The 23,452-nt window shown below is 74.1% G+C and carries 27 protein-coding genes and 1 pseudogene; 17 read left to right on the top strand and 11 right to left on the bottom strand.

Going from position 1 to position 23,452, the window contains the following annotated elements; all coding sequences use genetic code 11:
* Positions 1 to 79: 79 nt before the first annotated feature.
* Positions 80 to 1,609 carry an adenylyl-sulfate kinase gene (gene cysC, locus AB0G13_RS20255; protein ID WP_357876299.1) on the bottom strand — a complete coding sequence of 510 codons (1,530 nt, stop codon included), beginning with the start codon at positions 1,607 to 1,609 and terminating at the stop codon, positions 80 to 82.
* A gap of 110 nt (positions 1,610 to 1,719) precedes the next feature.
* Entirely contained in the window at positions 1,720 to 2,274 is a 555-nt protein-coding gene (locus AB0G13_RS20250; RefSeq protein ID WP_357876297.1) for a DM13 domain-containing protein, read from the bottom strand.
* 222 nt (positions 2,275 to 2,496) lie between these two features.
* On the opposite strand from AB0G13_RS20250, the gene AB0G13_RS20245 reads away from it, so the two are divergent.
* From AB0G13_RS20245 to AB0G13_RS20225, 5 genes are all read left to right on the top strand, one after another.
* Positions 2,497 to 3,411, top strand: coding sequence for an ABC transporter ATP-binding protein (locus AB0G13_RS20245; RefSeq protein WP_121399777.1), 915 nt, complete (start codon positions 2,497 to 2,499; stop codon positions 3,409 to 3,411).
* Complete coding sequence (locus AB0G13_RS20240; protein ID WP_357876294.1) at positions 3,404 to 4,282, top strand: ABC transporter permease; 879 nt, start codon at positions 3,404 to 3,406, stop codon at positions 4,280 to 4,282. Before AB0G13_RS20245 ends, AB0G13_RS20240 begins: the two co-directional genes overlap by 8 nt.
* Entirely contained in the window at positions 4,279 to 5,238 is a 960-nt protein-coding gene (locus AB0G13_RS20235) for an ABC transporter ATP-binding protein (RefSeq protein WP_357876292.1), read from the top strand. Before AB0G13_RS20240 ends, AB0G13_RS20235 begins: the two co-directional genes overlap by 4 nt.
* Before the next feature lie 3 nt (positions 5,239 to 5,241).
* Positions 5,242 to 5,952, top strand: a complete 711-nt coding sequence (locus AB0G13_RS20230; protein ID WP_357876290.1) for an ABC transporter permease subunit — start codon at positions 5,242 to 5,244, stop codon at positions 5,950 to 5,952.
* Between the two features lie 91 nt (positions 5,953 to 6,043).
* Positions 6,044 to 6,694 (top strand): hypothetical protein, encoded by a 651-nt coding sequence (locus AB0G13_RS20225; RefSeq protein WP_357876288.1) that lies wholly within the window; start codon positions 6,044 to 6,046, stop codon positions 6,692 to 6,694.
* A gap of 73 nt (positions 6,695 to 6,767) precedes the next feature.
* Here AB0G13_RS20225 and valS read toward each other — a convergent pair whose 3' ends face one another.
* From valS to AB0G13_RS20210, 3 genes are all read right to left on the bottom strand, one after another.
* Positions 6,768 to 9,383 carry a valine--tRNA ligase gene (gene valS, locus AB0G13_RS20220; RefSeq protein WP_357876286.1) on the bottom strand — a complete coding sequence of 872 codons (2,616 nt, stop codon included), beginning with the start codon at positions 9,381 to 9,383 and terminating at the stop codon, positions 6,768 to 6,770.
* 117 nt (positions 9,384 to 9,500) lie between these two features.
* A complete protein-coding gene (locus AB0G13_RS20215; protein ID WP_357876284.1) occupies positions 9,501 to 10,001 on the bottom strand; it encodes a methylated-DNA--[protein]-cysteine S-methyltransferase in 501 nt (166 codons plus the stop codon).
* Positions 9,998 to 11,533, bottom strand: coding sequence for an AlkA N-terminal domain-containing protein (locus AB0G13_RS20210; protein WP_357876282.1), 1,536 nt, complete (start codon positions 11,531 to 11,533; stop codon positions 9,998 to 10,000). Before AB0G13_RS20210 ends, AB0G13_RS20215 begins: the two co-directional genes overlap by 4 nt.
* Before the next feature lie 141 nt (positions 11,534 to 11,674).
* On the opposite strand from AB0G13_RS20210, the gene AB0G13_RS20205 reads away from it, so the two are divergent.
* Positions 11,675 to 12,157, top strand: a complete 483-nt coding sequence (locus tag AB0G13_RS20205) for a hypothetical protein (RefSeq protein WP_357876280.1) — start codon at positions 11,675 to 11,677, stop codon at positions 12,155 to 12,157.
* 53 nt (positions 12,158 to 12,210) lie between these two features.
* On the opposite strand, the pseudogene AB0G13_RS20200 reads toward AB0G13_RS20205, so the two are convergent.
* Positions 12,211 to 13,026 (bottom strand): annotated as a pseudogene (locus AB0G13_RS20200) (EamA family transporter); the annotation flags it as partial.
* Positions 13,027 to 13,119: 93 nt separating this feature from the next.
* Between AB0G13_RS20200 and AB0G13_RS20195 the strand changes: the two are divergent.
* Both AB0G13_RS20195 and AB0G13_RS20190 read left to right on the top strand, forming a co-directional pair.
* Entirely contained in the window at positions 13,120 to 13,623 is a 504-nt protein-coding gene (locus AB0G13_RS20195; protein WP_357876278.1) for a MarR family transcriptional regulator, read from the top strand.
* Between the two features lie 140 nt (positions 13,624 to 13,763).
* Positions 13,764 to 14,531: a peptidase E gene (locus AB0G13_RS20190; RefSeq protein WP_357876276.1), complete on the top strand. Its 768-nt coding sequence runs from the start codon at positions 13,764 to 13,766 to the stop codon at positions 14,529 to 14,531.
* Position 14,532: 1 nt separating this feature from the next.
* On the opposite strand, the gene AB0G13_RS20185 is transcribed toward AB0G13_RS20190, so the two are convergent.
* Entirely contained in the window at positions 14,533 to 15,093 is a 561-nt protein-coding gene (locus tag AB0G13_RS20185; RefSeq protein WP_357876274.1) for an exonuclease, read from the bottom strand.
* A 143-nt stretch (positions 15,094 to 15,236) separates the two neighbouring features.
* On the opposite strand from AB0G13_RS20185, the gene ychF reads away from it, so the two are divergent.
* The 3 genes from ychF to AB0G13_RS20170 all read left to right on the top strand — a co-directional run bounded on the left by ychF (position 15,237) and on the right by AB0G13_RS20170 (position 17,146).
* Positions 15,237 to 16,322 (top strand): redox-regulated ATPase YchF, encoded by a 1,086-nt coding sequence (gene ychF / locus AB0G13_RS20180; protein ID WP_357876272.1) that lies wholly within the window; start codon positions 15,237 to 15,239, stop codon positions 16,320 to 16,322.
* A 13-nt stretch (positions 16,323 to 16,335) separates the two neighbouring features.
* Entirely contained in the window at positions 16,336 to 16,740 is a 405-nt protein-coding gene (locus AB0G13_RS20175; protein WP_357876270.1) for a hypothetical protein, read from the top strand.
* Between the two features lie 64 nt (positions 16,741 to 16,804).
* Positions 16,805 to 17,146, top strand: coding sequence for a hypothetical protein (locus AB0G13_RS20170; RefSeq protein WP_357876268.1), 342 nt, complete (start codon positions 16,805 to 16,807; stop codon positions 17,144 to 17,146).
* A gap of 142 nt (positions 17,147 to 17,288) precedes the next feature.
* Here AB0G13_RS20170 and AB0G13_RS20165 read toward each other — a convergent pair whose 3' ends face one another.
* From AB0G13_RS20165 to AB0G13_RS20155, 3 genes are all read right to left on the bottom strand, one after another.
* Positions 17,289 to 17,783 carry a GNAT family N-acetyltransferase gene (locus tag AB0G13_RS20165; RefSeq protein WP_357876266.1) on the bottom strand — a complete coding sequence of 165 codons (495 nt, stop codon included), beginning with the start codon at positions 17,781 to 17,783 and terminating at the stop codon, positions 17,289 to 17,291.
* A 65-nt stretch (positions 17,784 to 17,848) separates the two neighbouring features.
* A complete protein-coding gene (locus AB0G13_RS20160; protein WP_357876264.1) occupies positions 17,849 to 18,244 on the bottom strand; it encodes a hypothetical protein in 396 nt (131 codons plus the stop codon).
* A 41-nt stretch (positions 18,245 to 18,285) separates the two neighbouring features.
* Positions 18,286 to 18,621, bottom strand: a complete 336-nt coding sequence (locus AB0G13_RS20155; protein WP_357876262.1) for a YnfA family protein — start codon at positions 18,619 to 18,621, stop codon at positions 18,286 to 18,288.
* Between the two features lie 180 nt (positions 18,622 to 18,801).
* Between AB0G13_RS20155 and AB0G13_RS20150 the strand changes: the two genes are divergently transcribed.
* Genes AB0G13_RS20150 through AB0G13_RS20135 form a run of 4 tightly spaced genes read left to right on the top strand, consistent with a single transcriptional unit; the run spans position 18,802 to position 21,638 of the window.
* A complete protein-coding gene (locus AB0G13_RS20150; protein ID WP_357876260.1) occupies positions 18,802 to 19,263 on the top strand; it encodes a hypothetical protein in 462 nt (153 codons plus the stop codon).
* Entirely contained in the window at positions 19,250 to 19,774 is a 525-nt protein-coding gene (locus AB0G13_RS20145; protein ID WP_357876258.1) for a DUF3995 domain-containing protein, read from the top strand. The genes AB0G13_RS20150 and AB0G13_RS20145 overlap by 14 nt, the downstream gene beginning before the upstream one ends.
* Before the next feature lie 39 nt (positions 19,775 to 19,813).
* Entirely contained in the window at positions 19,814 to 20,839 is a 1,026-nt protein-coding gene (locus AB0G13_RS20140) for a hypothetical protein (RefSeq protein ID WP_357876256.1), read from the top strand.
* Between the two features lie 25 nt (positions 20,840 to 20,864).
* A complete protein-coding gene (locus AB0G13_RS20135; RefSeq protein ID WP_357876254.1) occupies positions 20,865 to 21,638 on the top strand; it encodes a tyrosine-protein phosphatase in 774 nt (257 codons plus the stop codon).
* 33 nt (positions 21,639 to 21,671) lie between these two features.
* On the opposite strand, the gene AB0G13_RS20130 is transcribed toward AB0G13_RS20135, so the two are convergent.
* Positions 21,672 to 21,932 carry a hypothetical protein gene (locus AB0G13_RS20130; protein WP_357876252.1) on the bottom strand — a complete coding sequence of 87 codons (261 nt, stop codon included), beginning with the start codon at positions 21,930 to 21,932 and terminating at the stop codon, positions 21,672 to 21,674.
* Positions 21,933 to 22,069: 137 nt separating this feature from the next.
* On the opposite strand from AB0G13_RS20130, the gene AB0G13_RS20125 reads away from it, so the two are divergent.
* Positions 22,070 to 22,393: a YciI family protein gene (locus AB0G13_RS20125; RefSeq protein ID WP_357876333.1), complete on the top strand. Its 324-nt coding sequence runs from the start codon at positions 22,070 to 22,072 to the stop codon at positions 22,391 to 22,393.
* Positions 22,386 to 23,452: sigma-70 family RNA polymerase sigma factor (locus tag AB0G13_RS20120; protein WP_357876250.1), on the top strand; the 1,067-nt coding region annotated here is incomplete at its 3' end. The genes AB0G13_RS20125 and AB0G13_RS20120, both read left to right, overlap by 8 nt.

The raw sequence follows: 23,452 nt of genomic DNA, 5'->3' as shown, positions 1-23,452 counted from the left end.
GCTCTCACGCGGTCGAACGTGTTCGAACAAAGATGAACACTAGCGCGAAGGAGGGGACCACCGGTAGGCGGAGGGCCGATCAGATGGACGGGAGCCGGGGTTCGACCCAGCCCGTCTCGTTCAGGTGGTGCAGGACGGCCTCGACCGCCTCGTCGATCGTCATGTCGCTGGTGTCGACCACCAGGTCCGCGTCGGTCGGCACCTCGTAGGGGTCGTCGATGCCGGTCATCCCCGTGAGCAGGCCGGCCCGCGCCCGGGCGTAGAGGCCCTTGCGGTCCCGCTGCTCGCAGACCTCCAGCGGGGTCGCCACGTGCACCAGCAGGAAGCCCGCACCGGCGGCCAGGGCCATCTCCCGGGCGGTCGCGCGGGCCTGGGCGTACGGGGCGATCGGGCAGCAGATGCCGACGCCGTGGTGCCGGGCGATCTCCGCCGCCACCCAGCCGATCCGCCGGACGTTCAGGTCCCGGTCGGCCTTGCTGAAGCCCAGCCCGGCGGAGAGCTCGCGGCGCACCACGTCACCGTCGAGCAGCGTGATGCTCCGGTCGCCCTGCTCGCGCAGCACGTCGGCCAGGCCCCGGGCGATCGTCGACTTGCCGGAACCCGAGAGCCCGGTCAGGAAGATCACCAGGCCCCGGTGCCGCCGCGGCGGCCGGGCCCGGGCCAGCTCCTTCGCCACCGCCGGCGGGGTGTGCCACTCGGGCAGCGGGAAGCCCCGGTCCAGCAGGTCGTCGATCTCCGGCTGGGTCAGCGCCAGGCGCCGGTTGCGCGGCGGGATGTCCTCCCGCCAGCGCCACTGCCCGTCGCGGTTGTCGTAGGCCAGCTCGCGCGGCACCAGCACCCGCAGGCCGGCGCCGGAGAGCATCTCGCCGGTGGAGAGCAGGTGCGTGACGCCGTACGCCGCCGACACCCGGGCCCGCAGCAGCGCGTCGCTGATCTCGTCGCGCCGCCGGGACAGCGGCACGGCCACCAGCGTGGCCGGCGGCATCCGGTCCCGGGCGGCGAAGACGCTGCGCACCAGCGCCTCCGGGGGCAACCCGCCCAGGCCGTCCTCGCCGACCGGGATCATCACGAGCAGGTGGGCGCCGAGCGTGCGGACCGCGTGGGCGATCTGGGCGAGCTGCGGCCGGTGCAGCGGACGGTCGGCGACCACCCCGAGCACCCGACCGGACGGCAGCAGCGGGCGTATCTCCTCCGGGGTGCGGCGCAGCCGCCGGAACGGGCCGTGGCCACCGTCGCCGAGCCGGCGGACCGTGCCCCCGACGCCGGCCACCCCGTCGCGGACCTGCCACACGTCGGCGACCTCCAGCGCCGCGACCGGCGCGCCCTCCCCGTCGGTGAGCACCAGGGTGCGGCGTGCCTCGTCGCGCGGGTCGAGGCCCTGGGCGAGCGCCGTCGGCACCTGGAGGGTCACCGGCACCGGCCAGGGCGAGCCGTCGGCGAGCCGCCCCCGGCGGCTCACCGAGACCAGGTCGGCGCGGGTCATGAAGCCGGCCAGCGGGGCGTACGCCCCGATCAGCAGCAGCTCCAGGTCAGCCAGCTCACCGGGGCGCGGCGTGTACGCCGGCGCGTCCCGGAGCACCTCGTCGGGCAGCACCCAGCTGTTGCTCATCCATCCCCCAAACCAGACCCGGCCGGCACACAGTTTCTCAGCCGGTCGGCGATCGGTCGAGAGCGCCACTCCACCGGCGGGCACGACGGCCCGGGGCGGCGACCGGCGGGTCAGCCGGGCGGGGTCAGCGGCGCGGCCCCGAAGGAGACGGCGAACCGCTTGCACCAGATGGAGACGCTGGTCAAACCGGTCAGGTCGACGTCGGCGGGGATGTCGTAGCCCTGGTCGCCCCGGTTGCCCTTCAGCCGGCCCAGCTCGACCCACCGGCCGTCGTCGAAGACCCGCCAGCCGGCGGTGCCGCTGCGCACCGGCTGGTCGGTGAGCCAGACCCGCAGGTCCGGGCCGTTGGAGGTGGCCAGCCCGACCAACTCCAGCCGGTGTCGCCCGTCGGGGCGGCGGACGATCCGCGCGCTGCCCGACGTGTCGTGCTCGTGGGTCACGAAGTCGCCCCGGCCGACCAGGACCGGCCCGGCGGGGGCGGCCGTCGCGCGGGTGGCGGAACCGATCGGAGCCGGTGTGGGCTCCACGCTCGAGAGCGCCTCGTCGACCTCGGCGTCGGTGACCAGCTTCCACGGCTGGAACCAGTAGAGGCCGAACGCCGACCCGGCGGCGAGGACGACGACCACCACCCACGTCAGCGGCGCGCGGAACAGTCGGGTAAGCATGGGGGACAGTGTGTCGGTTCGGGCCCCGTCCTGTCCGCCCCGCTGCGGCGTGGCGGCCGTCGATCCGTCCCGGCGGCGTCGGAGCGTCCGCCACCGTCCCGACGGCGCGGGGACCGCCGCGAGACCGCCGGGGACCCTAGGGGACGCGGACCGCCAGGATCAGGGGAGCGCCGGGGGCCGAGCCGCTGCCCACGGCGCACATCGCCTCCTACGCTGTACCACGTGACACTGATCGCGACCGAGTCGCTGACCAAGACGTACGGGGGTGGGGTCACCGCGCTGGCCGACCTCACCGTCGCGGTCGAGCCGGGGATCATCGGGCTGGTCGGCGCGAACGGCGCCGGCAAGTCCACCCTCATCAAGATCCTGCTCGGCCTCCTCGCCCCGACCAGCGGCCGGGTCCGGGTGCTCGGCCTCGACCCGACCACCGACTCCGCCCAGGTGCGTGCCCGGGTCGGCTACATGCCCGAGCACGACGCCCTGCCGCCGGACCTCTCCGCCGCCGAGCTGGTCACCCACCTCGGCCGGGTCAGCGGCCTGCCGCGTACGGTCGCCCGGGAGCGGGCCTCCGAGGCGCTGCGGCACGTCGGGCTCTACGAGGAGCGCTACCGCCCGGTCGGCGGCTACTCCACCGGCATGAAGCAGCGGGTCAAGCTCGCCCAGGCCCTGGTGCACGACCCCGACCTGCTGCTGCTCGACGAGCCGACCAACGGCCTCGACCCGGCCGGCCGCGACGCCATGCTGGCGCTGGTGCACCGCATCGGCACCGAGTTCGGCATCTCCGTGCTGGTCTGCTCGCACCTGCTGGGCGAGGTCGAGCGGATCTGCGACACCCTGGTCGCCATCGACGGCGGGCGGCTGCTGCGCGCCGACCACATCTCCGCCATGACCTCGGCCACCGACGTGCTCGCCGTCGAGGTCAGCGAGGGCACCGACGAGCTGGCCGCCCGGCTGGCCGCGCTCGACCTGCCGGTACGCCGGGACGGTCGGCTGCTGCTCGTCGAGCTCGCCGACGACGCCACCTACGACCTGATCCTCGGCGCGGTCGCCGAGCTGGACCTGCCGCTGCACCGGCTGGACCAGCGCCGGCACCGGGTGGCCGAACTCTTCGCCACGAGGGAGCCCAGCCATGCCTGAGCCGACCGGCGTCATCCACGACATCGGCTACCAGCGCTACACCGGCCCCCGGCTGGGCCGCCGGGCCGTCTTCGGCGCGCTCTACCTGCACGGCCTGCGGACGGCGTTCGGGCTGGGCCGCAGCGCCAAGGCCAAGATCTTCCCCTGGCTGGTGGTCGCCATTGTCACCGTGGTGGCCGCCGGGCTCACCGCGGTGCGCAGCCAGGTCGGCGAGGCGGTGATGACGTACGCCCAGTTCGCCGACAACATGGCCTGGCTGGTCATCTTCTTCGTCGCGGTGGTCGCCCCCGAGCTGGTCTCGCGGGACCTGCGCAGCGGGGTGCTGCCGCTCTACTTCTCCCGGCCGCTGCCGCGTTCGGACTACCCGCTGGCCAAGCTGCTGGCGCTGGCGACCGCGCTCTGGCTGCTGCTCGGCGGGCCGCAGCTGCTGATGTTCCTGGGCGCCGCCTTCACCACCGGCGACGGCATGCGCGGGGTCTGGAACGAGCTGCTCGACCTGCTGCCCGGGCTGCTCTACGCCGGGCTCTGGGCGGTGGTCTTCGCCTCGGTCGGCCTGCTGGTCGCCTCGCTCACCGGCAAGCGGGCGTTCGCGGCCGGTGGGATCGTGGCCGTGTTCCTGATGACCACCCCGATCGTCGGCACCCTGTCGATCATGCCGTCCCAGACGGTCAACGAACTGGCCTTCCTCGCCTCGCCGTCCACGCTGGTGCGGGGCGTCGGCGACTGGGCCCTCGGCGACCTGCTCCCCAAGGGACAGGAGGGGCTCATGATCGGCGACTTCGGTCCCGTCTACGCGGTCGCCGCCGTGCTGCTCGTGGCCGGCTGCGTGACCCTGCTGATGCTGCGATACCGGAAGGTGGCCGCCCGATGACCACGATCAGCGCCGACCAGGTGGCCGGTACGCCGACCGCCGCCACCAGCACCCTCGACCTCGCGGGCGTCTCCCGCTGGTACGGCAACGTGGTGGCGGTCAACGACGTCAGCATGAGCCTCGGCCCCGGGGTCACCGGGCTGCTCGGCCCGAACGGCGCGGGCAAGACCACCCTGCTGCACATGATGGCGGGCTTCCTGGCGCCGTCGCGCGGGGCGGTGAGCCTGGACGGCCGGCCCACCTGGCGCAATCCCGAGGTCTACCGCCAACTCGGCCTGGTCAGCGAGCGGGAGGCGGTGCACACCTTCCTCACCGCGTACGAGTTCGTGCTGGCCAGCGCGAAGCTGCACCGGCTGCCGGACCCGGCGGAGGCGGCCCGCCGGGCCATCGCCCTGGTGGAGATGGAGGGCGCGCAGGACCGCCGGATCGGCACGTACTCCAAGGGCATGCGGCAGCGCGCCCGGGTGGCCGCGGCGCTGGTGCACGAGCCGCAGGTGCTGCTGCTCGACGAGCCGTTCAACGGGATGGACCCGCGCCAGCGGCTGCACATGATGGAGCTGCTGCACCGCCTCGGCGACGCCGGCCGGACCATCCTGTTCAGCTCGCACATCCTGGAGGAGGTCGAGCAGGTCTCCGGCACCGTCCAGGTGATGGTCGCCGGCCGGCTGGCCGCCTCCGGCGACTTCCGCACCATCCGCCGGCTGATGACCAACCGGCCGCACGTCTTCGCCGTGCACTCCACCGACGACCGGGCGCTCGCCGTGGCGCTCATGGCCGAGGCGTCGGTGACGGGGGTCGAGTTGGGCCGCACCGGGTTGACCGTGCGGGCCGGCGACTACGGCGCGTTCACCCGCGTCCTGCCGAAGATCGCCCTGGCGGAGGGCATCCGGGTGCGGCAGTTGGTGCCCGAGGACGAATCCCTGGAGAGCGTCTTCTCCTACCTGGTGGAGGCCTGAACCATGTCTACCGTTTCCTGGATCACCGTGCGGGGGCTGTTCGGGCGTCGCCGGTTCCTCCTGCTGCTGCCGCTGCCCGTGGTGCTGGTGCTGCTCGCCGTGCTCTCCCGCGCGCTGGGGGTGGACCCGGGCGAGTGGGGTCCGCCGGTGCTGGTCGGCCTCGGCCTGGCCGTGGTGCTCCCGGTGGTCGCCCTGATCGTCGGCACCGGCGTGCTGGGGGCCGAGATCGACGACGGCACGGTCGTGCACATCCTGACCAAGCCGCTGCCGCGCTGGCAGATCGTGCTGCCCAAGCTGGCGGTGGCCGCCGGCGTCACCGCGGTCACCGTCGCCGTGCCGCTCTACGTGGCGGGCGTGCTGGCCGATTCCGTACGCCTCGGACTGTCCCTCGCCGCCGCGTCGGCGGTGGGGGCGCTGGCGTACTCGGCGCTGTTCGTGGCGCTCAGCCTCCTCACCCGGCGGCCGGTGCTGCTCGGCCTGGTCTACGTGCTGATCTGGGAGGGGCTGCTCGGCAACGTCGTCAGCGGCACCAAGGTGCTCTCCATCCAGCAGTACGTGATCGCCCTCGCCGACCGGCTGGCCCCCACCGGGCTGCTGGAGGCCGGCGTCTCGGTGCCGGTGGCGGCGGTGATGGCCGCGTTGATCAGCGTGGGCTTCACGGTGCTGGCCATCGACCGGCTTCGCTCATTCAGCGTGGCCGGCGAGACGAGCTGATCTCCGATGTGACGGCCGTCCGGCCGGCCCGACCTGCGATGGTAGGGCTGGCCGGATGGACCGGGCCGGGCGGCTGGGCGAGGCTGACGGCGTGAGCGCGGAGACGGGGCTGATGATGTCGCGGGAGTCCTATCCGGGCGCTGGCCGGCACTGGATGGTCAGCCTGGCGGTGGCCGGGCTGGCGGCGGCGGCTACCACCACGGCCGCGCAGGCGACCGGGCACTTCCACTGGTGGGCGGGGTTCGTGCTGATCCCCGGCGCGCTGATCGCCGCCACCGGCGGGCCGCTGCTGGCCAGGGGCGGCGGTCGGGCCTTCGCCGGCTACGTGGTCGCCTGCCTCGGCGCGCTGGTCTTCGCGGTCGGGGCGCTGCTGATGTTCGGCGTGTTCGGGCGGGGCTGGCCCCTGATGGTCATCCTGCCGTGCCTGGCGGTCGCCGGCACCTACCGCTGGCGGCTGGTCCATCCGCTGGCCCGGGGGCTGCACCGGGCGGTCTCCCTGCTCGCGCTGGCCGGCGCCCTGCTGCTCGGCGGGACGCTCCAACTGATCCGCGTGGGCCTGGTCGACGTGGCCGCCGCCCCGATGTGGGGCGCGTTCCTGATGCTGGCCGGGGTGATCGTGCTGGGCAACGCGGTGGAGCTGACCCGGCACCGGATGCCGTACCGCCTCCAGGCGATCACCCTGCTGGTCGGCCCCGCCGTCGTCGCCTTCCTCCTCGGCCTGCGCCTCCTGCGCGGCTGGTGAGCCCCACCGCGCCGGAGCCGCGACGACCTGGCGGCGGGGCGCGCGCCGGGCGCGGCGCGCCGGGGCCGGTCGGTCAGAACGCGCAGGCGATCACGAGTTCCGGGGTGCGGTCGGGGAGCAGGTCCAGCTTGGCGATGCGGCCGGCGGCCCGGAGGTCGTCGGCGATCACGGTGAGCTGTTCCAGCAGGGCCGCCGGGCCGAGCGCCTCGGCGAGCGGCACCTCCGCCTTCATCGACAGCTTCCGCTCCGACTTGGCGCGGCGCACCTGGCTGAGCGCGTCCGCGGCCAGCCGCAGCAGCTCCGGTTCGCCGGCGCCCTGGATCGCCCGGTCCACCTCGTACGTGGTGGGCCAGGTGGCGCGGTGCACCGAGCCGTACCGCCACCACGACCACACCTCCTCGGTCGCGAACGGCAGCACCGGGGCGAACAGCCGCAGCTGCACCGAGAGCGCGGTGGCCAGCGCCGCCCGGGCGGAGTCGGCTCCCGGCCCGGAGCCGTAGGCGCGTTCCTTCACCAGCTCGATGTAGTCGTCGCAGAACCGCCAGAAGAAGCCCTCGGCGACCTGCAACGCCGCCGTGTGGTCGTACGTCTCCAGCGCCGACGTCGCGGCGGCGACCACGCCGGAGAGCTCGGCGAGCATGGCGCGGTCCAGCGGCTCGGTGGCCGGCGCCCGCAGCGCGTCGGCGGCGCCCAGCCCGAGGGCGAACTTCGACGCGTTCAGCAGCTTGGTGGCCAGCCGCCGGCCGACCTTGATCTGGGCCGGGTCGAAGGCGAGGTCCATGCCCGGCCTGCCGTTCGCCGCCCAGTACCGCACCGCGTCGGAGCCGTGCTGCTCCAGCAACGCCATCGGGGTGACCACGTTCCCCTTGGACTTGGACATCTTCTTCCGGTCGGGGTCGAGGATCCAGCCGGAGAGCACCGTGTCCCGCCAGGGCAGCATCCCGTGCTCCAGGTGTGCGCGGACCACAGTGGAGAACAGCCAGGTGCGGATGATCTCCTGCCCCTGCGGGCGCAGGTCCATCGGGAAGACCTGGGCGAACAGGTCCGGGTCGGTCTCCCAGCCGCCGGCGATCTGCGGGGTCAGCGACGAGGTGGCCCAGGTGTCGAGCACGTCCGGGTCGCCGACGAAGCCACCCGGGCGGCCCCGCTGCGACTCCTCGAACCCGGGCGGGGCGTCGGTGGACGGATCGATCGGCAGCGCGGACTCCTCCGGCGTGAGAGGCTGGGACCAGTCCGGCTCGCCAGCGTCGTCGAGCCGGTACCACACCGGCACCGGCACGCCGAAGAAGCGTTGCCGGCTGACCAGCCAGTCACCGGTCAGGCCGCCCACCCAGTGCGCGTAGCGGTGCCGCATGTGCTCGGGCACCCAGCGCAGCTCCCCGCCCCGGGCCAGCAGCTCGTCGCGCAGGCCCGCGTCGCGTCCGCCGTTGCGCAGGTACCACTGCCGGGTCGAGACGATCTCCAGCGGCCGGTCGCCGCGCTCGTAGAACTTCACCGGGTGGGTGACGGGTCGCGGCTCGCCGACCAGGTCGCCGGCGGCGGCCAGCATCTGCACCAGCGTCCGTCGGGCGCCGTTGACGGTCTGCCCGGCGAGCGCCGCGTACGGCTGCCCCGGCACGCCCGCCGGCGGCTCGGGCAGCAGCCGTCCGTCGCGGCCGATCACCACGCGGGTGTCCAGCTGGAGCTCCCGCCACCAGGTCACGTCGGTCAGGTCGCCGAAGGTGCAGACCATCGCGATGCCCGTGCCCTTGGCCGGGTCCGCCAGCGGGTGCGCCCGCACCGGCACCTCCACCCCGAAGACCGGCGTACGCGCGGTGCCGCCGACCAGGTCGGCGTACCGCTCGTCGGCGGGGTGGCAGACCAGCGCCACGCAGGCCGGCAGCAGTTCCGGGCGGGTGGTGTCGATGAGCACCTCGCGCCCGCCCGGCCCGGCGAACCGCAGCCGGTGGTACGCCCCGGGCCGCTCCCGGTCCTCCAGCTCCGCCTGGGCGACGGCGGTGGCGAACCCGACGTCCCAGAGCGTCGGCGCCTCCGCCTGGTACGCCTCGCCCCGGGCCAGGTTCCGCAGGAACGCCCGCTGCGAGGCCGCCCGCGCCGCCGAGCCGATCGTGGTGTACGTCAACGACCAGTCCACGGAGAGCCCGAGCCGCCGCCAGAGCGCCTCGAAGACCTGCTCGTCGGCGGCGGTCAGCCGCTCGCACAGCTCGATGAAGTTCCGCCGGGAGACAGGGGTCGGGTCCCTGCGGGCCGCCTCGCCGACGGGCGCCTCGGGGGCCCGCCAGTCCGGGTCGTAGGGCAACGACGGGTCGCAGCGCACGCCGTACACGTTCTGCACCCGGCGCTCGGTGGGCAGGCCGTTGTCGTCCCAGCCCATCGGGTAGAAGACCGTCCGCCCGCGCATCCGCTGGAACCGGGCCACCACGTCCGTGTGGGTGTACGAGAAGACGTGCCCCATGTGCAGCTCGCCGGACACGGTCGGTGGCGGGGTGTCGATCGCGTACACGTCGGACCGGCGGCCGTTCCGGCTCGGCGCGTCCGACGCCGCGCCGCGACCCGGAACGGTCGGCCTGGCCCGGTCGAAGGCGTAGGTGCCGTCCTCCTGCCAGCGGCGTGCCCAGGTCTCCTCGATGCCGTCCAGGCTCGGACGTTCGGGGACTCCGGCGCGGGCCGTCCTGTCCGTGTCGGTCATCCGTCGATGGTAGGCAGTGGCCGGGGGCCGGACCACGTGGTTCGGCCCCGCGGCGGTCGGGCCTGCCGCCGGCGCGGAGCAGGAGTCGCCCCACCGCCGGCGCCGGTCGGCTGCCCGTCAGTGCCGCTCGTGCCCGAGGAGCCACCGCTTCACGTCCAGCCCCCACCGGTAGCCGCCGAGCGTCCCGTCGGTGCGCAGCACCCGGTGGCAGGGGACGAACAGGGCGGCGGCGTTGCGGGCGCAGGCCGCGGCGGCGGCGCGTACGGCGGCGGGGCGGCCGGCCAGCCCGGCGAAACCGGTGTAGGTCACCGGGTCGCCCGGTTTCACCTCGCGCAGCACCTGCCAGGCGTGCGCCATGAACGCGCCCCGCGTGTGCTGCTCCACCGGCACGGCGTCGATCGCGGCCAGCTCGCCGTCCAGATAGGACGCCACGGCGGCGGTGACCGGGCCGAGGTCGGCCCGGTGCCGCAGCGGCGCCCGCAGGGCCGGGTGCATCAGGGGGAGCAGGCTCTCCGGGTCGCCGGTGAACCCCGCCGCCCGGACCGCGCCGTCCGGACCGGCCACGATGCTGAGCGGCCCGGCGGGGGTGTCGATGACGGTGCTGTCGTTCATGCTCATGCTGCTCTCCAGAGTCGGATCACCGCGTACGAGCGCCAGGGGCGCCAGCGGTCGGCGTACGTGTCGAGGGTCCTTGGATCGTCGGGTAGGCCGAGGGCGGCGGCGCCGCGGCGTACGGCGAGGTCGGTGGGGAGCAGGACGTCCGGGTCGCCGAGGGCGCGCATCGCGACGTAGCCGGCGGTCCATGGCCCGATCCCCGGTAGCGCCAGCAGTCGCCGGACGGTCTCCTCGCGGTCCCCGCCCGGCGCCAGGTCCAGCGACCCGTCGGCGACGGCCCGCGCCAGCGCGCGGATGGTCTCCCGCCGCCCCGCCGGCATCCCGAACACCTCGTCCGGCACCCCGAGCACCTCCTCGGCACTCGGAAACCCCCGCAGCCAACCGGCCCCCTCGGCCCTCCCTGTCCCCTCGGCTGGTCGATCAAGAGGCTTCGGCTCCCGAGAGCGCTCCCCGGGTGCCCAAACCTCTTGATCAACAGCGCCGGGGCCGGGCACGGGTGGGCGCAGGTGGGTCAGGAGCCGGGCGAGGGTGGTGCGGGCGGAGCGGACGGAGACCTGTTGGCCGACGATCGCCCGCATGGCCATCTCGAAGCCGTCGACCGAGCGGGGGAGCCGGATCCCCGGCTCGGCGGCGACCGCCCGGGCCAGCGCCGGGTCGGCGGCGAGGGTGCCGTCGACGGCGGTCGGATCGGCGTCGAGGTCGAGCAGGCGGCGGCAGCGGGCCACCGCGGGGGCGAGGTCGCGCATGTCGGTCAGCCGCAGCGTCGCCGTCACGTGCCCGTCCGCCGGGGTCAGGGCCGCCTCGCCCGGGCCGTGCGGCAGCCGCAGGCCCCGCCGGTACGTCCCGTCGCGCACCTCCTCGACGCCGGGCAGCGCGCGCAGCGCGAGGAAGTCCAGCAGCGCCCGCGCGTGCAGCGGCGGGCGGTACGCGAGCCGCAGCGTGATCGTGCCCGCCCCGCCCGGCGCGGGGCACCGACGGCGGGCGGTGCGCAGCTCGGACGGGGCCGCCCCGAACACCTCCCGGACGGTGTCGTTGAACTGCCGGACGCTGCCGAACCCGGCGGCGAACGCGACCTCCGCCATGCTCAGCCCGGTCGTCTCGATCAGGGTGCGGGCGGTCTGCGCGCGCTGCGCCCGGGCCAGGGCCAGGGGACCGGCGCCCATCTCGGCCCGCAGCATCCGGTGCAGGTGCCGCTCGGTGTAGCCGAGCCGGGCGGCCAGTCCCGGGATGCCGTCCCGGTCGACCACCCCGTCGGCGATCAGCCGCATGGCCCGGCCGACCACGTCGGCCCGCACGTCCCACTGGGGCGAGCCCGGGGCGGCGTCCGGCCGGCAGCGCCGGCAGGCGCGCAGCCCCGCCGTCTGGGCGGCGGCGGCCGAGGGGAAGAACCGGACGTTCTGCCGCTTCGGGGTCATCGCCGGACAGGACGGCCGGCAGTAGATCCCGGTCGACGTGACGCCCGTGTAGAACCAGCCGTCGAACCGCTGGTCGCGGCTGTCGACCGCCCGGTAGCACCGCTCGAAGTCCAACTCCACGTCACCGATGATGCCCCTGCTCGGCGCCCGTGGCTCGCGGGAATCGGACGTGGCCGTGCGGGCGGGAACGGGACGTCCGGAGCCGAAAGTGTCGGTTGTGGTCGGTACCGTCCGGCCACCAACTCAAGAAGGGGTGCGGCGATGGTGAGCGTGGCGGGTCGGGAGGCGGCGTCGACACGGGACGGGCACCCTCCGCTGGACGGCGTGGTGGTGCAGCGCTTCTACGACCGGATGCGCGCGGTCGCCCCGGCCGCCGTCGGCGCGATCGAACGGGACCGGGCCGGTGACCCGGGGCGGGCGTTCGGCGACACCGCCTGCGGCCGGCTCGTGCGCTCGCTCGACGCCGACGGCCTCCGCGCGCTGGGCATGTGGGTGCACCACTGGTGCATGCGGTTCTACGACGACGACACCCGGGTGGCGCTGCGGCTGGTCCGGGAGATCGCCGGCCGGGCGGGACTGGGCTGGACGGCCGACGAGGTGCGCTGGATGCTCCGCGAGTCGTACGCGGCCGGTCCCGCCGCCGAGGCCCGCTTCACCCTGCCGCTGGCCGCCGCCGGGGAACTGGCCCCCGGCACCTTGCCGATCGAGGCCGTGGTCCCCCGCCAGGCCGGCCCCCGCGACTGACCCACCGGGGCGGGCCGGCGCACCGGCAGCTGCCCGGCGACGGTGGCGCCGACCGCCACGGCGAAGCCGGCGAGCTGCCAGCCGGTCATCGCCTGCCCGAGCACGGCCCAGCCGAGCGCGGCGGCCGTCAGCGGGCTGAGCGCGCCGAGCAGCGAGACCTGGGTGACCGGCAGCCGGGCCGCGCCCCGGAACCACAGCGCGTACGCCAGCGCCGTCCCGGCCAGCGTCAGCCACGCGTACCCCACCAGCGCCGGCGGGTCGGGCACGGGTGGCGTCCCCTCGACCAGCAGGGCCGCCGGCACCGTCATCAGCCCGCCGGCGGTGAGCTGCCAGCCGGTGGCGGTGAGCGTGCCGACGCCGGGCGGGCGGCCCCAGCGCCGGGTCAGCACCAGGCCCGCGCCCATCGCGGCGGTGGCGGTGAGCCCGGCGGCGACGCCGGTCGGGTCGAGGCCCGCGTGGGGGCGCAGCACGACCAGGGTGACCCCGGCCAGCGCCGCGAGCGCGGCGGCCAGCGCCCGGGGGTGGGGCCGTTCCTGGAGCGCGAGCATCGTCAGCCCCGCCACCAGCAGCGGCTGGGTGGCGCCGAGCACCGCGGCGGTGCCGCCGGGCAGGTGGTACGCGGCGAGGAAGAGCAGCGGGAAGAACGCCCCGATGTTCAGCGCGCCGAGCACGGCCGCGCGCCACCACCAGACGCCGCGCGGGCGGTGCCGGGTCAGCGCGAGCAGCAGCAGGCCGGCGGGGAGGGCCCGGATCACGCCGGACCAGAGCGGCCGGTCGGGCGGCAGCAGCTCGCTGGTGACCAGGTACGTCGTGCCCCACGCGGTCGGCGCGGCGGCGGTGAGCAGGATGTCGCGCCAGCGTCGGTCCACGGTCCCTCCTCAATCCTTGTCGCTAAGCATCTTGCTGCTAAGCTACTTTGTGGCGAGGTAAATCGGGAGTGCGAGGTGCGGCACAATCCGGGGGTGACCGAGCGGGACGACGTCGACGGCATCGTCGAGCAGTGGCAGCGGGAGCGGCCCGGGATGCGTCCTGAGCCGATGGCGGTCTTCGGCCGGATCTACCGGCTGGCCCGGCTCGTCGGCGACGAGCAGGAGCGCACCTACGCCCGCTGGTCGATCAGCCGGGGCGAGTTCGACGTGCTCGCCGCCCTGCGCCGCGCCGGCGCCCCCTACACGTTGGCGCCGAAGGCGCTCACCGCCTCGCTGATGCTCACCTCCGGGGGGATGACCGGCCGGCTCGACCGGCTGGAACGCGCCGGGCTGGTCCGCCGCTCGCCCGACCCGGCGGACCGGCGCGGGCTCCAGGTCTCCCTCACCCCGGCCGGCCTCAATCTGGTGGAGGAGGCCGCCGAGGCGGGGCTGGCCGTCCAGCGCCGGCTGCTCGACGCGCTGCCCGCCGAGGACCAGCGGCGCCTCGCCGACCTGCTGCGTACGCTGCTGGGCGCGGCCACCGACGGCGGGCGGTGAGCGGCGGCGCGGACCTCGGCGACCGACGGCGGTGGCGCTCGGGCCGGCGGGGCGGCCGGGCGGGCGGCCGGGCGGCGAGTGGCCTCGCGACGGGCCTCGGAGGACGGGCGGCCGGCGGCCGGGGGCGGGCCTCGGGCAGGATGGGCACCGCCGACCCCGACGGAAGGACGACCGTGCCCGCCAGCGAACCGACCATCCTCGCCACCAGCATGGGCATCTACGCGCCGCGCCCGGAGGGCGGGCCCCGACGGGTCAACCCCGTCTTCGACCTCGCCGCCGAGCTGGCCGAGGCCGGGCCGGAGCCGAGGATCTGCTTCCTCAACCAGGCCGAGGGGGACCAGCCGACCACGCTCGCCCGGGTCTACGAGGCGTTCGCCGGCAGTCGGTTCCGGATGACGCACCTGGCGCTGTTCCCGATGCCGAACGTCGACGACGTCCGCGCCCACCTGCTCGCCCAGGACGTCGTCTGGGTGGGCGGCGGCAGTGTCGCCAACCTCTGCGCCGTCTGGCGCGTGCACGGCCTCGGCGAGATCCTGCGTGAGTGCTGGGAGGCCGGCGTGGTGCTCGGCGGCGTCTCCGCCGGCTCGATCTGCTGGCACGCCGGCGGGGCCACCGACAGCTTCGGCACCACCCTGCGCGGCTTCACCGACGGGCTGGGCTGGCTGCCCTACGGCAACGGCGTGCACTACGACAGCGAGGAGCAGCGCCGGCCGCTGATGCACCGGCTGGTCGGCGACGGCACGCTGCCGACCGCCCACTGCACCGACGACGGCACCGGCCTGCTCTACCGGGGCACCCGACTGGTCGAGGCGGTCGCGGACCGCGAGGGGGTCTCGGCGTACGAGGTCGGCCGCGCCGAGGACGGCACGGTGCGGGAGACCCCGATCGCGCCGCGTCTGCTCGGCTGAGTCACCGCGCCGGGGGACGTCGCTGGCGTACGGCGTCGAAGACCTGAGCCAGCTCGGCCGCGTCCTCGCCGGCGTGGTGCGTGTGCGGCACGTCGGTCAGCCCCAGCTCGTGCTTGATCGCGCCCTTGCGGGTCTGCGCCCACTCGCAGCCGGTCAGCCCCATCCAGTAACTGCGCAGGTCGACGCCGGAGCCGGTGGCACCGAACGGGCTGTGGCCGGTGAACCGGGTGAAGTACCAGTGCACGAACATGCCATCCCAGACGGCCGGGGCGGCCAGGAAGACCGGCCGGCCGACCTTGCGCAGCCCGTCGACCCACTTCGCGGCGGCACCCATCGCCTCCTCGGCGGTGGGTGCCTCCCGCAGCAGCCGGTCCCGGTCCAGCCCGGAGACCGCGAGCGCGGCCGGCACGAACTCGTCGGAGATCGGCTTCAGCTCGGTGTAGAAGGCCAGCTCCGGGTGGCCGGCGACCGCCATGCCGAGCGAGATCATGCTGTACGGCCCGGGGATCGGCCCGTCCGCCTCCACGTCGACCGCGACGTACAGCTCGGCCAGCCGGCTCATCTCGCCTCCTCGGGTCGCTGCCGTCGGTCCGGGCAGGGTATCAACGGTCCGTCCGTCCCCGGCGACCGTTTTCGCCGCCTCCGGCGACCGCGCACCGGCCTGCCTGACCGGGAGCGTGGGGCACCGGCGTAAGCTGGCTCGTCGTGAGTCTCACCATCGGCATCGTCGGCCTGCCCAACGTCGGCAAGAGCACCCTGTTCAACGCGCTGACCAAGAACGACGTGCTCGCGGCGAACTACCCGTTCGCCACCATCGAGCCCAACGTCGGCGTCGTCGGGCTGCCGGACGAGCGGCTGCACACGCTCGCCGAGATCTTCAGTTCGCAGAAGGTGCTGCCCGCCCCGGTGTCGTTCGTCGACATCGCCGGCCTGGTGCGCGGCGCCTCCAAGGGGCAGGGCCGGGGCAACGCGTTCCTGGCGAACATCCGTGACGCCTCGGCGATCTGCCAGGTCGTCCGGGCCTTCTCCGACCCGAACGTGGTGCACGTCGACGGCAAGGTCTCCCCGGCCGACGACATCGAGACGATCAACACCGAGCTGATCCTCGCCGACCTCCAGACCCTGGAGAAGGCGCTGCCCCGGCTGGAGAAGGAGGCCAAGCTCCGCAAGGACCGGGCCGCCGCCGTCACTGCCGCCAAGCAGGCCGTCGAGCTGCTCGACACCGGCGTCACCCTCTACGCGGGCGCCAAGGACGCGGGCATCGAGCTGGAGCACCTGCGCGAGCTGCACCTGCTCACCACCAAGCCCTTCCTGTACGTCTTCAACGTCGACGAGGCCGAGCTGGGCAACGCCGAGTTCCTCGACGAGCTGCGCGCCCTGGTCGCCCCCGCCGAGGCCGTCTTCATGGACGCCAAGATCGAGTCCGAGCTGGTGGACCTGCCCGAGGAGGAGGCCCGCGAGCTGCTGGAGTCGATCGGCCAGCCCGAGCCGGGCCTGGACCAGCTCGTCCGGGTCGGGTTCCGCACGCTCGGGCTCCAGACGTACCTCACCGCCGGCCCCAAGGAGGCGCGCGCCTGGACCATCCCGGTCGGCGCGACCGCGCCGGAGGCCGCGGGGGTCATCCACTCCGACTTCCAGCGCGGCTTCATCAAGGCCGAGGTGGTCTCCTTCGACGACCTGGTCGCGGCCAAGTCGATGGCGGCGGCCAAGGCCGCCGGCAAGGTCCGGATCGAGGGCAAGGAGTACGTCATGCAGGACGGCGACGTCGTCGAGTTCCGGTTCAATGTCTGAGACTGGGATCGCCATGTCCAGTGACGTCACGGTCGATCTCATTCGCTCGTTGATCGAGGCCATGAACGAACCCTCGTGGGCCAGCGCCACGCAGGGACCGGTGGAAGACTGGGAGTCGCTGGCCATCGTTCTGGAGTTCGGCGACGGTTATCGCAGCGCGTCCGGATACGCATACCTGCCTGAAGGTGCGGTCGCGCCGGTGGCCTGTAGTTGGTCGAGCATCCGACCGGCTGTGGATGCCTACCTGGGGAGCTACTATCAGCCTGGTGATCTGCTGCCGGTGAAGATCCTCGTGCAGTTCGAGCGGACGACCGGAAAGTACACGGTGACGTTCGAGGAGACGAACGAGGACCGCTGGAAGACGCGACCGACGAACTACAGGGAGATGCGAGAAGAGTTGCGCCCGAGGTTCGACTGAGTGCGTTGACATCGGTCGCACGATCCTCGACAGGCTGTATTGCAAGTCTCGTTAGGCTCTGACCGTGAGACCCATGCACATCCTTGTCGGCGTAGGCTATTGCGCGGTTGCGGTGCTCAATGCCGGAGTTGCCCTTGTCCTTCTGGTTCTCGCGCGAAGAAGGTCGTCGCAGGTGGTCATGTGGCGTGGTCGGCAGATTCGTGACGCAACGCTTCGTGCTTCTACCCTGCTCTGTTTAGCCGCGGTATTCGGCACAATAGGTGTAGACCACCTGCTGCCCGGCCCTTCCAGCATCACCGCTGACCTGATCACAGGATTCTTGATGCTTGCGGCGCTTGCCGCAGCACTGACCTTCGAAGTCGTCAGGCGCCGCCGGTCGCGCAGCGGGCCGAACGTTGTTCCATGAACACGCCGCCCCGCGTCCGTGCCCGATCCATGCCCGATGCAGCGGTCAATGGTTAGTAGAGGCCCGTGGTCGAGCCTGGCAGGGTCGCCCGCCGATGACCAGCCACGAGCACTGGTCGAAGCCCTCGATCCCCGGCCGACCGTCAACCCACGAGACTCTTGGTCATGAAGTGCTCCCGGCGCACGCCGTCGGGCATGAGATCACCGAGCTCACCCGTGTCACGGAAGCCGTTGCGCCGGTAGAGCGCCCAGGCGTTCTCGTTGCCCCGGACCACGGCCAGCCGCACCGTCGCCGAGCCCACCTGCCGAGCCCACTGCTCGATGGTCCGCACGAGATGGTCGCCCACGCCCCGGCCACGTCCCGCCGGCGCCACGTACATCGAGATCAGCTCGACGACGCCGTCGTGTCCGGTCGGCACCCCGCTGGCCATCCCGACGGGCTGCCCGTCGAGCATCGCCAGGATGTTGTGAGAGCCGGCGATGGCCAGCCGGCCGCGCCAGCGCTCCTCGCGGTCGCCGTCGCCCTGCCAGTCCGCCAGGCGGGAGCCGAACGCGTACGCCGCCTCCGCCAGCGCGGCGAGCCGCAGGTCCCGCCACGACCTCCAGTCGTCCTCGCTGAGCACACGCGTCTCGATCATGCGATGAAGGCTCCCGCAGGCACGGGGAGCGGGCAACCGGTATCGCGCACCATGTGTGCGCAGCCCTACCAGTCGCGCCACTCGTCGGTGAGTTCGGCCCGCCCGATGCCGCGTCGGGACGTGAGCGCCTCGACGTCGAGGCCGGTGGCCGTCAGGACGACGTCGACGTGCTCACACAGGTCTTCGCGTTCACCCGTCTCGATCCTGCCGTGTTCCTCGTTGACGGCGTTGAGAGCCGAGACCACCCGCTCCACCGCCGCGAAGACCTCCGCGTCGGACGGCGAGGAGAGCGAGCGTACGTCTGCTTCGTAGGCGTCGAGAGCGGTGTCGACGGCGGTGATGAAGGGTTCGGGCCAGAGGCGGAGGGCGTACGCGGCGTCCTCGGTGAGGGTGCCCGCCGCGATCGCGGCCCTCTGCTCCCGCACACTGCGGCCCCACTTCTCGGTGGGTCTCGTGATCATGGCGCGCAGCGTAGCGCCGGAGTCCGACACCGCCGCGTGGTTCAGCCGCTGCGGGGGGCGTACATGATGACGGCGACCCCGACCAGGCAGATGGCCGCGCCGACGAGGTCGTAGCGGTCGGGGCGGAACTTGTCGACGACCATGCCCCACGCGAGGGAGCCGGCGACGAAGACGCCGCCGTAGGCGGCCAGGATGCGGCCGAAGTTCGGGTCGGGCTGGAAGGTGGCGACGAAGCCGTAGCACCCGAGGGCGACGATCCCGGCCGCCACCCACAGCAGCCCGCGGTTCTCGCGCCAGCCCTGCCACACGAGCCAGGCCCCGCCGATCTCGGCGAGCGCGGCGAGCAGGAACAGCAGGATCGAGCGGGCCACCGTCATGCGTCGGACGGTAGCGGCAGCCTCACCTCATCGCGCCGGTCGGGTCGACCAGCGGGGGGTCACCGCCCGGCCCTTCCCGGCCGGGCACGCCTTCCGACGCACGCCCTCCCTCCCGCGGGGGAGGCGGTCCCCCCACGCTCGGGAGTCGGCGCGCGGTCCGCCGGGCCTAGCGTCGTGACCATGGATGCTTCTCCTGGTGCGCGGCGATGGCCGGCCTACGCGGTGGCGGTGCTCTTCCTCGCGTACGCCGTGGGCAAGGCCGCCTTCGCCCTCGACTCCCGGCTCGGCTTCCCGGGCGGCCCGGCCGTCCCGGCTACCGAGCACGAACGCTACGCCCGCGACGTCATGGGCGTGGCGACGGCGCAGTGGTCGGCGGCCGTGTCGGGGGTTGCGGGCGCCTGCCTCGCCCTCGCCACGGTCACGGCGCCGGGGCGCCGGGTGCCGAGGCCCCTGATGCTGCTGGCGCTGGCCGGCATGCTGCTGGCCGTCGGGGCCGGCGCGACGATCATGGTGCTGGACGGGTTCGTGGGCCTCGGCGTGGGCTGGCAGTGGTACCACGGGGTCCTCGGCCTCGTCGTGATCGGGCTGCTCCTGGCGATGATCCGCTCCTACGACGTGGCGACGAGACGTGTCGCGGGCTGACCGCGCGCGGCTGGGCGCGTACGGCGCGGCGGCGTGCGCGTCGGCCTACGGGGCGATGAAGCTCGCGCAGGCGCTGGGGGCCAACGCGCTGGCAGACAAGGACCCGCTCCCTCCGGAGCTGCGCGAACGGCTGCTCGCCCGTGACCCGCTCTTCGTGGCGAGTCACTGGGTGCTGGCCGCCGCCGCGGTGGTCGGTGTCGTGGTCGCGCTGGCCACCCTGCGCCCCTGGCGGGCGGCGCTGCCGCGCCGGCTGCTGCTGGCGGTCACCTGGACGCTCGGCGTCCTCATGATCGCTCGGTCGGTCGGGGCACTGGGGCACGGCCTCGTCGGCGACGCGCTGCTGCTGACCGGCGTCCGGCCGCCTCCGGTCGGGCACGCCGCCCTCGCCCGCGACCTGGCATGGTGGGATCTGTTGCTCTGGTCGCCGTTCTTCCTGCTCTGGGGAGCGTGCTGGACGGCGGCCGGCTGGCGGCTGGGCAGGCGGCACCGCGACGGTTCGCTGACGCCGTAGGGCCTGGGCGGACAGGGGGCGACCGCCTACGATCGCGCCATGATCACCCCGCCCCTCCCGCCCGACGCGCTCGCCCGCTATCCCGGCCTGGAGACGCTCGGCCGCACAGCGACCCGGCTGCACCCGCGCCCGGGGGCGGTCACGGCCGCCGGGAGCCACGTGGGCGGGCCGCTGCTCTGGCCGGCCGACGAGCCCTGGCCGACCTGCGACGCGCCGTACATGGTGCACGAGGAGGTGCCGCTCCCGGCCGAGCTGGTGGCCCGGATGCGGGCGGCGGAGCGCGGGCGCAGGCAGTCGCACGTCCTGGCCGAGGGCGAGGTCGAGCTGCACCGGGAGATCGCCCGCCTGGTCGGGCCGGGCTTCACCGGCTGGGGCTCGCGCGACGGCGGCCCGGTCGTCGGCCACCGGTACGTGCCGCGACCGCATCCCGCGCCGAACCCGATGGTCGCGCTGGCGCAGTTGCGCGCGCAGGACGTCCCCGACCTGCCCCGCCCCGGCGGGGCGGACCTGTTGCAGGTGCTGTGGTGCCCGTTCGAGCACTCCGAGGGCCCGTGGGGGCCGACGGTGGAGCTGCGCTGGCGGCGGGAGGCGGACCTGACCGACCTCCTCGCGGAGCCGCCGCGCGGCGAGGTCGGGACCGACGGGTACGTGCCCCGGCCGTGCCGGCTGCACCCGGAGCAGATCGTCGAGTACCCGTACCCGGAGGAGCTGCCGCAGGGCCTGCGGACGCTGGTCGACGAGGAGGACGAGGAGGGCGGGTACGGCGACGAGGACTACGTCGACACCTTCATGGCGCCCGGCTGGAAGGTCGGCGGCTACGCCAACTGGAGCCTGACGGACCTGCGCCCGACGCCGTGCCCCCGCTGCGCCGGCCCCACCACGCTGGCCCTCGTCGTCGACTCCTCCGAGCGGGGCACCGGGCGGTGGCAGCCGACGCGGGCGGACGGCGAGCCGGACGACGACCCGTACGAGCCGACCGGGGTGGTCGTCGGCCGGTACGGCGCGCTGCGCATCTTCGTGTGCCTGAGCTGCCCGGACGTGCCCTTCCTGCTCGACCAGCAGTGAGCAGCGACCGCGCCGTCACGAGCCCGTGGCTGTCCGGGCCGACACGCTCGTGGTCGTCGCGGTGGATCGTGTCGTCTACACAGAACGCTGGTTGCGGCGCGAGGGCTTCGCCCCCGGCAGTTCTGGTGAGCACCGGCTGACGCGGGCGCAGGCACTGCTCCGGCGGGAGGTACGGGAGGTCGGAAAAGTGAACCTGGACTGGTCGGGTTGTCGGAACGCACGCGACCTCGGCGGCCTGCCCACGGCCGACGGTAGCCGGATTCGTGCGGGCGCACTGCTGCGTTCGGACGGCCATCATCTCCTGACGCCTGCGGCGGTCGAGTCGGTCCGGTGCGGGCCGGTCAGCCGCATCGTCGACCTGCGTTGGTCGTGGGAGTGCGAGTGGCGGCCCAGCCCGTTCGCGGGTGACCCGGTCTACCGCCACGTCCCGATGCTCAACGACGTGCTGGGCTACGAGCCGCCGCCGGACACCTACGTCCCGATGCTCGACCACAACCGCTCGCGCATCGGCGCGGCCTTCCGGGCTGTGGCCGAGGCGCCGCCGGGCGGTGTCGTCGTGCACTGCCACGGGGGCCGGGACCGCACGGGGGTGCTCGTGGCGCTCCTGCTGACGGTGGCGGGCGTCGCCGCCGACGTTGTGGCGAGGGACTACGCCTGCACCGACGGCTGCTCGCCCGAGGCGATGCTGCACACGCTGGCGCACTTGAAGGACCGGTACGGCGGAGCGACGTCGTATCTCGCTGGGGCCGACGTGAAGCCCGGGACGACGGTGGCGGCGCGCAACCGGTTGCGGGAGTAGTCGGGGCGGGGCGCTGCCCGGTGTCTGCGTGGGTCAGCCGGCGGCGGGGCGGGTCAGCTCCACCTGGTCGCCGGCCAGCACCTCCGTGGTGCCATCCCGGTGGCGGACCTCCAGCACCGGCACGCCCTCGTCGAGCTGCATGCTCCGCCGCTCCTCGCCGGTGGGCATCCGCGCGACCACCGTTCCGCCGGAAGGCACTTCGACCGGCCGGCGCACCGGCGTCTCCCGAACGTGGGTACCGTGGCCCCGCACCGTGCTGACCAGTCCCTCGGGCCGCAGCAACGAGGTCGCCATGCGCACGGCTTCGCGGCCGATTCCATACTCCTGCGTCAGCCGCGTCTGAGATCGCCGGCCGCAAGGTGTCCGGAACCGGGCCGTCCGTTCGTCACCCCGGTGACAACCCGACACCGAGGAGCGGCATGAAGTACCTGATGTTCGTCTGTACCGACAGCGAGCCGGACGCCGACCGGGCCGACTGGCCGGACATCGAGGCGTGGGTCGCGGAGAACGACGCCCGGGGCCGGCGGTTGACGGGCGACGCGCTCGCGGAGACCACGGCGGCCACCACGGTCCGCGTCCGCAACGGGGAGTTGTTGCTCTCCGACGGTCCGTTCGCCGAGACCAAGGAGGTGATCGTGGGCTTCGACCTGCTGGAGTGCGCCGACCTGGACGAGGCGATCGAGGTGGCGCGCGCCCACCCGATGGCCCGCGCGGGGCGGCTCGAACTGCGCCCGATCGTCGCCCTGGATGGCTGACGGCCCCGCCGACCCGCTCGCGGTGGTGGCGTCCGTCGCCGTCGCCGCCGCGAGCACGGGGTCGTACGCCCGGATCGTCGCGACGCTGATCCGGGTGACCGGCGACTGGACGCTGGCCGAGGACTGCGCCCAGGAGGCGTCGGCGCTCGCGCTGACCCGGTGGCCGACGGAGGGCGTGCCCGCCAACCCGGGCGGTTGGCTGATGACGGTGGCCCGCAACCGCGCGATCGACGTGCTCCGGCGGGCCTCGGTCGAGCGGCGCAAGCTGCGCGAGCTGGCCATGCTCACGCCGACCGAACCGGAGCCGGGAGCGGCGGGGGAGGGGGAGATCGTGGACGACCGGCTGCGGCTCGTCTTCACCTGCTGCCACCCGGCCCTGCCGTTGGAGGCGCGGGTCGCGCTGACGCTGCATACGGTCTGCGGGGTGCCGACCGCCGACATCGCGCAGGCTTTCCTGGTCACCGAGTCGACCATGACCCGGCGGCTCACCCGTGCCAAGGCGAAGATCGCCGCCGCAGGCATCCCGTACCGGGTGCCGACCGGCCCGATGCTCGCCGAGCGGCTTCCCGGCGTCCTCGCCGTGCTCTACCTGCTCTTCACCCGCGGCTACGACGCCGACGGCGAGCCCGCCTTCGCCGACGAGGCGATCCGCCTGGCCCGGCTGCTCGACCGGCTGATGCCGGCACAGTCCGAGGTGGCCGCCCTGCTGGCCCTCTTCCTCCTCCAGCACTCCCGGCGCGACGCCCGGCGGGACCGCGACGGCAACCTCGTCACCCTCGACCGGCAGGACCGCGCCCGCTGGGACCACGCGGCGATCGCCGAGGGCGTCGGCGTCCTCGCGCGGGTCGCGGCGGAGGGCCCGTACGCCCTCCAGGCCCGGATCGCCGCGTGCCACGCGACCGCCGCGTCCGCCGAGGCCACCGACTGGGTCGCGATCGCCGAGGCGTACGACCGGCTCGCCCGGTGGCAGCCGTCGCCGGTGGTGGAGCTGAACCGCGCCGTCGCCCACGGCTACGCGCACGGGCCGGCGGCGGGGCTGGCGCTGCTGGCCGCCGCCCG

It is taken from the genome of Micromonospora sp. NPDC023633 (assembly GCF_040640035.1).
In the GTDB taxonomy this organism is placed as follows: Bacteria; Actinomycetota; Actinomycetes; order Mycobacteriales; family Micromonosporaceae; genus Micromonospora.
Note: the sequence above shows the minus strand (reverse complement) of the source record. Positions and strands in the feature narration are given on the sequence as shown.